At 48.1% G+C, this 6,031-nt stretch carries 11 protein-coding genes; 9 read left to right on the forward strand and 2 right to left on the reverse strand.

The genetic code is table 11. The features are described 5' to 3' along the window. The first annotated feature begins 11 nt into the window (after positions 1-11). A complete protein-coding gene (locus tag AS136_RS21900) occupies positions 12-614 on the forward strand; it encodes a hypothetical protein (protein WP_023342896.1) in 603 nt (200 codons plus the stop codon). 243 nt (positions 615-857) lie between these two features. On the opposite strand, the gene AS136_RS28290 is transcribed toward AS136_RS21900, so the two are convergent. Continuing rightward, positions 858-1,061 carry a hypothetical protein gene (locus tag AS136_RS28290; RefSeq protein ID WP_128316005.1) on the reverse strand — a complete coding sequence of 68 codons (204 nt, stop codon included), beginning with the start codon at positions 1,059-1,061 and terminating at the stop codon, positions 858-860. A 655-nt stretch (positions 1,062-1,716) separates the two neighbouring features. Between AS136_RS28290 and AS136_RS21905 the strand changes: the two genes are divergently transcribed. The 4 genes from AS136_RS21905 to AS136_RS21920 all read left to right on the forward strand — a co-directional run bounded on the left by AS136_RS21905 (position 1,717) and on the right by AS136_RS21920 (position 4,163). After that, entirely contained in the window at positions 1,717-1,932 is a 216-nt protein-coding gene (locus tag AS136_RS21905) for a class II holin family protein (protein WP_016160648.1), read from the forward strand. Continuing rightward, positions 1,932-2,429 carry a lysozyme gene (locus AS136_RS21910; protein WP_023317653.1) on the forward strand — a complete coding sequence of 166 codons (498 nt, stop codon included), beginning with the start codon at positions 1,932-1,934 and terminating at the stop codon, positions 2,427-2,429. The genes AS136_RS21905 and AS136_RS21910 overlap by 1 nt, the downstream gene beginning before the upstream one ends. Then, entirely contained in the window at positions 2,426-2,776 is a 351-nt protein-coding gene (locus AS136_RS21915) for a hypothetical protein (protein ID WP_016160650.1), read from the forward strand. The genes AS136_RS21910 and AS136_RS21915 overlap by 4 nt, the downstream gene beginning before the upstream one ends. 949 nt (positions 2,777-3,725) lie before the next feature. Then, entirely contained in the window at positions 3,726-4,163 is a 438-nt protein-coding gene (locus AS136_RS21920) for a hypothetical protein (RefSeq protein ID WP_049115059.1), read from the forward strand. 38 nt (positions 4,164-4,201) lie between these two features. Here the strand turns inward: AS136_RS21920 and AS136_RS21925 are convergent, their stop codons facing one another. Then, positions 4,202-4,426, reverse strand: a complete 225-nt coding sequence (locus tag AS136_RS21925; RefSeq protein WP_023289182.1) for a hypothetical protein — start codon at positions 4,424-4,426, stop codon at positions 4,202-4,204. A gap of 178 nt (positions 4,427-4,604) precedes the next feature. Here AS136_RS21925 and AS136_RS28855 point away from each other — a divergent pair, with 178 nt between their 5' ends. The 4 genes from AS136_RS28855 to AS136_RS21935 are packed head-to-tail and all read left to right on the forward strand — an operon-like array spanning position 4,605 to position 5,818. After that, entirely contained in the window at positions 4,605-4,769 is a 165-nt protein-coding gene (locus tag AS136_RS28855; protein ID WP_162924227.1) for a hypothetical protein, read from the forward strand. Then, on the forward strand, positions 4,753-5,115 hold the full coding sequence (locus AS136_RS27320) for an HNH endonuclease (RefSeq protein ID WP_032428746.1): 363 nt from the start codon (positions 4,753-4,755) through the stop codon (positions 5,113-5,115). Before AS136_RS28855 ends, AS136_RS27320 begins: the two co-directional genes overlap by 17 nt. Beyond that, entirely contained in the window at positions 5,067-5,390 is a 324-nt protein-coding gene (locus tag AS136_RS21930; RefSeq protein WP_063266988.1) for a hypothetical protein, read from the forward strand. The genes AS136_RS27320 and AS136_RS21930 overlap by 49 nt, the downstream gene beginning before the upstream one ends. After that, positions 5,387-5,818, forward strand: a complete 432-nt coding sequence (locus AS136_RS21935; RefSeq protein ID WP_023289184.1) for a hypothetical protein — start codon at positions 5,387-5,389, stop codon at positions 5,816-5,818. Before AS136_RS21930 ends, AS136_RS21935 begins: the two co-directional genes overlap by 4 nt. Positions 5,819-6,031: the final 213 nt, after the last annotated feature.

The raw sequence follows: 6,031 nt of genomic DNA on the forward strand, positions 1-6,031 counted from the left end.
AGAAGAACAGAATGACACCACGTCAACGCCGTCTACACCGTGCAGGATTAGAAACAGTGGCCGCCGCCCCGCGCAAAAGCTGGCTGGGCCGATTCACTCCCCTTAATGGCATTCAGTCCGCCTGGATAAAATCTCTGCTTACTGTATGGGGAGAAGGTATGAGAGGAGGTGCGGCCCCGCGCAAACCATCAGGACATTCATGCTGGCGAGGTATGAAGGGTGATCACTGGTCAGATAGAGCATTAGAGCGCTTTACGGCAGCAATCGAGCAGGCAAGGAGTGAAGGCTATCGCGGGCGGCAGGCACTAAGCAGGGCGCATGCCATTTTGTGGCCGAAACCTGCAACTGTCGCCATTGACGCTGCGATCACTGAGGATGATGTTGAATTTGTTGAACGATGTGTACTGGCGATATTTGAAACGGGTGATCCTGTTTATCTCGTTGGCGTTAACTATTACACCACCCGCAAAAAAATCTCAGACATAACACGGGAAATACAGTTGGTGGCGCCATGGTTAACAGACAGTGAGGCCCGGAAAAGAGTGCGCTGGTGTCTTGAAATATTCAGAGCAAAAGCTTTCCTTTCTGTTCATAAGGCGATTCATGCGGATTAGCAAAAAGTGCTATGTTGCCTTTTTGGTATTGAAAATGGGCCAGAAAGTTAGATAATTCCTTCATGCTTGGCAGAGCTGCGCCACTCGGCAGCGACAAAAAGCGACAATCTGAATATAACGAAGACCCCGCCCGTGCGGGGTTTTTGCTTTCCGGCGATATGACAGGGGTATTCGCGAGATGCGCTGCATCAATACCCCTGTCATATCGTCGTATTGCATACGCAATCTCACATGCTTCAGCATTCACCGAGGATTTTTAGTGATTTTTTTGAAGATCTCTAGGGCTTCGGTTGTTAACTGATCATGTTCGCTAAAGTAACTGTCACATGCTGCCTGCTTTTGAGCAGGGGATAGATTAGGATTGCTTGTTAATTCAGCAGTTTTAGCTGCTATTTCTGCCAAACGTTCAAAAATCTCTGAAATTCTTTGGTTATCAGTAGATAGCATTTTACTTACCTCGTATTTACCTGATATCAGTGAGTGCTACATTGAGTCAGGGCTTCGCAATAGCTTTAAGTATTAGAATGCATACAATTTAAGTGGGCGTTGTTGGCTTATATTATGGCAGAGGCGCTGGCAGTATGGTCAGATATTGACACTTTGAATGTTTGCATCATAAATTATTGAGGTGGTGAATCCCCCTATGCGGAGGGGCGACCAGTCAGTTACAGACACCTGTAAATGCAGCGCGGGCCATGCCGACTGGGGCATGCTCACCGGGAGGCACCCGGCACCACACTGCCACTAAACTTATTTAAGATTTATGGCAGGTTTACTTTTGCGGTTGCCCTTCTATGTTTATAGAACGTAACGGCAAAAGTGAATGCTTCCTGGTAAATCGGTAGCTCGGACTATTAGGAGTGCCTTCGTTTCGTTACTACCTAGAATGCCTACTTTCTGCCCGCCTTCTGGCGGGCTTTTTTACGCCATCAATAGGGCGCTTCAGAAAGAAAAGGTAAACATCATTTGAAGGCTGCGCTTTGCGTGGCCTTTCTTATTTCAGGCTCACGGGAATCATCATCGATACGGCTCGTTGTTAAATCAGCCCGATGGGCCTGACCCCCTACACGCACAAAGCACCCCGTTAATCCGGAGGTGGAGTATGTATCGAATGGACAAGCTAACAACAGGTATTGCCTACGGAACGTCCGCAGGTAACGCGGGGTTCTGGATGTTGCAATTGCTCGACAAAGTATCCCCATCCCAGTGGGCCGCTATTGGTGTTCTGGGAAGTCTGGTATTTGGCTTGCTGACATACCTGACGAATCTGTACTTCAAAATTAAAGAAGACCGGCGAAAAGCTGCTCGAGGTGAATAATGTCTCCGACACTACGTAAAACTGTTCTTGCGGCGGTGGGCGGCGGGGCCCTGGCGATTGCCTCTGCACTCATCACTGGCCCGATGGGTAATGATGGGCTTGAGGGAGTGCGATACTCCCCTTATCAGGATGTGGTAGGTGTCTGGACGGTTTGCTACGGCCACGCAGGTAAAGACATCATGCTCGGCAAAACCTATACCGAGGCAGAGTGTCGGGCGCTACTAAATAAAGACCTGAATACCGTCGCCTGGCAGATCAACCCTTACATCAAAAAACCGATCCCAGAAACAATGCGTGGGGCTCTGTACTCATTCGCCTATAACGTCGGAGCCGGGAACTTCCAGACCTCTACTCTGCTTCGCAAAATCAACCAGGGTGACCAGAAAGGTGCGTGTGATCAGCTGCGCCGCTGGACCTATGCCAAAGGTAAGCAGTGGAAAGGACTTATTACCCGGAGGGAAATTGAGCGTGAAGTGTGTTTATGGGAGCAAAGATGAGTCGCTTAACCGCCGTTATCATCGCAATAGCAATCCTGCTAATGTCCTGTGCCATTTCATGGCGTATGGGATGGAGTTCCCACGCTGATCACATCAATGCTCAGGCTGCGAAGAAGAGAGAGAAGGCCGAGAATGCCATTAAGCCTGTAGAGGAAAAGGCCGCGACTGCTAACGAAGCGGGTAAGGTCATCTACAAAACAATAACCCGCGACGTGGTGAAATATGTTCAGTCTCCGAATCGTACTGTGTGTAGGTTTGATGATGCTGCTGTGCAGTTGCGTCAGCGCGCCATCGATGCTGCCAACTCCATCCCCGGATTTGATGAGTCCGCCGTGCAAAGCAAGTGACGCAGGGAATGACAGCGATGAAGATTTACAGTCTGATGTAGAAACCGCTCAATGCCTGCGCCAGCTCCGTTTGGATAAGTATCGCTGGCAGGCGTACTATCGGGCGATGAGTAAGTAACAAGCATAGCACATGAAATAAGTGGCCTTAAGTGAACAAAAAATCTGAAAACAAGACATTCAAGCTTTCAGCATCGAAATGTTTGTATCTAATTCAGGGGATGTCATGCACTATAGGATCTCAAACCACTCTAAACTAAGTAGCCACTCATGACAGTAAACTTACTACCACAACTACCATGCGGTTATCGTTACGGCATTGAGCGCTCGATCCGGCCCCAGACTGGTGCGGAATTTTTTCCGCCACAAGGGTGTGTTATCAAATCTGTTAACTTTGGGGATGGTGTGGTTATTTGTGTGCCCATCCAATGGTACATTAAACAATTAGATTTATGGGTCACTGTCTAAGGAGCCATCGAATAATATGTTAGTTACCAGCCTCGTTAGGGCGAACTGATAATTGCTCTCAAAAGACCAGCATAGAAGCCTGTTGCTCTGGTTGAATGTTCCGGCAAGTTGAAAATGATTGGTTCAATGAGCTCTTTCGATATTTAAATGCTATCGATAACTTAAATGAAGCTATCATCACGTTATCACTGCCAGCCAACACCGAAACGGCAGTGGTCAGTTAAAAAGCAGAAAAGCCTCTCTTGGGTGGCTCCTGAGAGATTTTAGTTTTCTAACTGGTACTAACCAAAGGTCGCATATCTATGCGGCCTTTTTTTTAGCCGGTTTCATGGCTTGAGGACATCCTGGACGAGAATATGTGACAAAACCAATCAGGGGAAACAGGAATGCCCTGTGAGCGGATTTACGAATCGGTGCGAACGTCTATCCCCTCTAAGGGATAAAAAAACGATATCCCTTTTAAGAGATAATGAGGAGAAGCAACTTGAAAACGTTGAAAGTCACTATTACAAACCTTCAACAGATTAATGATGGCATTGTCTGTGGGGTCAAAGTCAGATTTAAAGTCATTCAGTCTGGTTGCGTGCTGGTCGAGAAGGTTATATCAGGCAAGGCTACCGCTCCGTTTACCTTATCTTATGATGTCAATGCGAATGATGAATCTCTGGTGGTGGAACATGATCGCCCAGACCTGCAGGAGCTTGTAGTCTCAGCGGCAATTTCCTCTGCAGAGTGTTATAAACCGGATAATACCCTGACCTCTGTCAGTGCTTGGAGCATTCAAACGCAGGGTAAGATATACGCTTCAGGTATGCAGCCAAACATTGATGAGGTATTCAAACGGTTAGATGCTGCTGAGGCACTACTACACTTTATGGGCTGTAAGATTGCGGAACTACAATTAAGATATCGAAATAAATAATAGATCGGCAGACAGCCTGTAACCGTCTGCCATAGCTATTAAGGTCGGTTATGGATATGTTGGATTTGCTTTAGCATCTCCAAGTTTTTCTGGTTGTATTCATCATCAATCTGCGAAAGTTGATGTATTACGACACTCTTCATATCCTGATCAAGGCAAACAAACATAGTTGCCAGAAGACCTTTGAGAGCTCTTATTTCTTTTGCTGCAGACTCCAGAGTTGAGCAATCCACCTCGATGTTATATTTAATTTCTTCTTCCATTTTAAAGTTCCTTAAGCAGAGCTAATCAGCCATTCCTCTGCAAGTACAATATTTAACTGTGTCCCACCACAGATAGGCTGAGCCGCAACCTTACACTCTGAGCTTTCACAGTAACACCCTGATATTTAACCAGTAGCCTCGCATCTGCGGGGCTTTTTTATTCGCAAAAGGTAACGCGATGAAGAACTTAAAAATTGCATACGTAGACGAGAAGCTGGTGGCGATTGAGTGTGACGGATTGTCATGCTCATCGCTGCCCGTTTCAGAGTTTCTCATCGACAGTGCCGCTTTAACTCTTCTCCCTCAACTCATGCTCGAGGATGTTTATGCCGCCACGAGCTAAACGACCTTGCCGGCACAGAGGATGCACGGCTGTGACCAATGATGTCGGAGGATACTGTGAGATGCATAGGCAGCAACACGCTGGTGATGGCTGGCGTAACTATCAGCCCGGAAAAACTCGGCAGGAACGTGGTTATGGTCGACCGTGGGAAATTAAACGGGCCCGTATCATGAAGAGGGATAAATACCTTTGTCAGAACTGCAGGCGAGACGGTATTGCCACGAAAGCCTCAAGTGTCGACCACATCATTCCTAAAGCTCATGGCGGTACCGATGATGACTTTAATCTGGAGTCATTGTGCTGGACCTGCCACAGCAAGAAAACAGCAACAGAGAGAACCCGATGAAGAGTTTCAAAATTGAATACGTTGATGGTGTTTTGACCGTTCTGGAGACGGATGGTCAGTCACGAATGAATGAAGCCGTACATGGCATCCATTTTGAGCATGTCCAGGGCGTCCGCCCAATGCTGAAACTGACGATTGCACATGATATTGCTCCGGCCCCTGTTTCATCACCTGTACTGGATCAGGAGCCTTTAGAGGGGGAGTTGGTGCAGGAACAACAGACAATGGTTCCCGGTGGTCGCCGTTCACGTCATCGTCGTGGAGGTAAGCAATGATGTATCAACGCACGGATCTGACGCTTTCCATGTTCTATGCATCCAGCGCTGATGCAGACGGGAACAAAGTGGCTACGTTGACGATGCAGGTCATCGCTGCAGAGGCTGGGGCCGTCCAGACCAGCCAGCTGCGATGTATCACCGATAGCGCGAAGAAAAAAACGTATAGCGTAGGTGAACAATCTGTCAGTAATGGTTCCGATCCGTTGCTGGTCGCGATTGAGAATTACTGGCGTCAGAGTACGGATGTCGTCGTTAAAGGATTGATCGCCGAGGTGACCGACTTCATCGCAGGGAACATCAACTCAGTCAGCACCTGGATCGGTCAGTTTGGCATGAAGGTGTTCGAGAACCAGCCATTAGATGAACGGCTACCAGAAAGCGTACTGCAGGCCGATGGAGGATCTGCTACAGCGACAGGATCCTGATCGCCGGTATAACAACTGGTGTTCTTTGAACGTCTGAGATACGCCGGCCCACCAATGCGAACCGTATTCGCCGCCGGCGCAGCCGGAATGACGACCTCCACCTCGACAGAGGCAGCTGCAGCCAGGGGTAGGGGGGAGCAAATCCCTGACCCCTTTCGCGCTTCGGGACTGCCCGTTGAAGTCTATTTTTACACGCCAGAAATAAGAAACTTT

It is taken from the genome of Klebsiella sp. D5A (assembly GCF_001620885.1).
GTDB classification, from domain to species: domain Bacteria; phylum Pseudomonadota; class Gammaproteobacteria; order Enterobacterales; family Enterobacteriaceae; genus Klebsiella; species Klebsiella variicola.

Bases quoted from the DNA above. Each gene is read 5' to 3' on its own strand.
- AS136_RS21900 (WP_023342896.1), top strand. From the start codon at position 12: ATGACACCACGTCAACGCCGTCTACACCGTGCAGGATTAGAAACAGTG.
- AS136_RS28290 (WP_128316005.1), bottom strand. From the start codon at position 1,061: ATGCTATCTACTGATAACCAAAGAATTTCAGAGATTTTTGAACGTTTG.
- AS136_RS21905 (WP_016160648.1), top strand. From the start codon at position 1,717: ATGTATCGAATGGACAAGCTAACAACAGGTATTGCCTACGGAACGTCC.
- AS136_RS21910 (WP_023317653.1), top strand. From the start codon at position 1,932: ATGTCTCCGACACTACGTAAAACTGTTCTTGCGGCGGTGGGCGGCGGG.
- AS136_RS21915 (WP_016160650.1), top strand. From the start codon at position 2,426: ATGAGTCGCTTAACCGCCGTTATCATCGCAATAGCAATCCTGCTAATG.
- AS136_RS21925 (WP_023289182.1), bottom strand. From the start codon at position 4,426: ATGGAAGAAGAAATTAAATATAACATCGAGGTGGATTGCTCAACTCTG.
- AS136_RS28855 (WP_162924227.1), top strand. From the start codon at position 4,605: ATGAAGAACTTAAAAATTGCATACGTAGACGAGAAGCTGGTGGCGATT.
- AS136_RS27320 (WP_032428746.1), top strand. From the start codon at position 4,753: ATGCCGCCACGAGCTAAACGACCTTGCCGGCACAGAGGATGCACGGCT.
- AS136_RS21935 (WP_023289184.1), top strand. From the start codon at position 5,387: ATGATGTATCAACGCACGGATCTGACGCTTTCCATGTTCTATGCATCC.